The 1,526-nt window shown below is 58.5% G+C and carries 2 protein-coding genes; both read left to right on the top strand.

Annotated elements, in window-relative coordinates; genetic code table 11:
- Window positions 1-917 (top strand): NAD-dependent DNA ligase LigA (gene ligA / locus ABWP81_RS11595; RefSeq protein WP_353141928.1); only part of this gene is annotated, 917 nt, incomplete at its 5' end.
- 2 nt (window positions 918-919) lie between these two features.
- Window positions 920-1,456: a peptide deformylase gene (gene def, locus ABWP81_RS11590; RefSeq protein ID WP_353141926.1), complete on the top strand. Its 537-nt coding sequence runs from the start codon at window positions 920-922 to the stop codon at window positions 1,454-1,456.
- Window positions 1,457-1,526 lie beyond the last annotated feature (70 nt).

The raw sequence follows: 1,526 nt of genomic DNA, 5'->3' as shown, positions 1-1,526 counted from the left end.
TGGGCGACACCGTGGTGGTGCGCCGCGCAGGTGATGTGATTCCAGAAGTGGTGTCCGTCGTTTTAGAAAAACGCTTGCAAGACGCGCAAATCTTCACCATGCAGCACCAGTGCCCTGTTTGCAACAGCCCCGCCATTCGTGAAGAGGGCGAGGCCGATTACCGCTGCACGGGCGGGCTGTTTTGCAGCGCACAGCGCAAACAAGCCATCCTGCACTTTGCGCATCGCCGTGCGGTAGAGATTGAAGACTTGGGCGATAAGCTGGTCGAGCAACTGGTGGATGCAGGGGTGGTCAAAACCTTGCCAGACCTCTACCGCATGGGTTTTACCGCGCTGGTCACGCTAGAACGCATGGCTGAAAAGTCAGCCAATAACGTGTTGGTCAGCATTGAAAAATCCAAGCAAACAACGTTGCCACGTTTCTTGTTTGGCCTAGGTATTCGCCATGTGGGCGAGGCCACGGCCAAAGCATTGGCCCGTCACTTTGGCAAGATGGACGCCATCATGGACGCCACACCGGACCAACTGCTGCAAGTGGCCGACGTCGGCCCCATCGTCGCCCAAAGCCTGCGCACCTTCTTTGACCAACCGCACAACCGCGAAGTGGTGGAGCAGTTGCGCGCCTGTGGCGTGACGTGGACAGAGGGCGAGCCCACTGCGGGTGCGAGCTTGCCGCTGGCAGGACAAACCTTTGTGCTGACCGGCACACTGCCGACCCTCAGCCGCGACGAGGCCAAAGACATGCTCGAAGCCTTGGGCGCCAAAGTGGCCGGCAGCGTGAGCAAAAAAACACATGGGGTGGTAGCCGGAGCAGAAGCCGGCAGCAAGCTCGACAAAGCGCAAGCACTGGGCATCCCTGTGCTGGACGAGGCGGGATTGTTGGCCTTGGTGGCCGATCACAAAACGACAGAGGCATAAGCATGGCAGTCCGTGAAATTTTAAAAATGGGTGACGCACGCTTGCTGCGCGTGGCACAACCTGTGACCACCTTCAACACACCCGAGCTAAGTGCACTGCTCAAAGATTTAGACGACACCATGCTGGCGGCCAACGGCGCAGGCTTGGCCGCGCCACAAATTGGCGTCAACTTGCAGGTGGTGGTGTTTGGTTCGGGCGAGATCAACCCGCGCTATCCCGATGCGCCGGTGGTGCCTTACACCGTGCTGATTAACCCCGTCCTCACGCCGCTAGGCGACGAGGAAGAAGAGGGATGGGAAGGCTGTTTGTCTGTGCCGGGCTTACGTGGTGTGGTGCCGCGTTTCAAGCGTTTGCAGTACCAAGGTATTGACCCGCTTGGCAACCCAATTGACCGCACGGTCGAGGGCTTTCATGCGCGGGTGGTGCAGCACGAGTGCGACCACCTCATCGGGGTGTTGTACCCCATGCGTGTGCGCGATTTCTCGCGCTTTGGTTATACCGATGTGTTGTTTCCGGGTCTAGATGACGCGGATGATTAAGCCTGCAAAGCAGCTAACAACTCAGTCTCAATCTCCAACTGCGCTTTGTTTTGCTGCAAAGCTGCGCCGT

This window comes from Limnohabitans sp., from assembly GCF_040401135.1.
Taxonomy (GTDB): domain Bacteria; phylum Pseudomonadota; class Gammaproteobacteria; order Burkholderiales; family Burkholderiaceae_C; genus Limnohabitans.
This window is presented reverse-complemented; position numbering and strand designations above follow the sequence as displayed.

Coding starts and splice junctions, on each gene's coding strand:
- def (WP_353141926.1), top strand. CDS start 920: ATGGCAGTCCGTGAAATTTTAAAAATGGGTGACGCACGCTTGCTGCGC.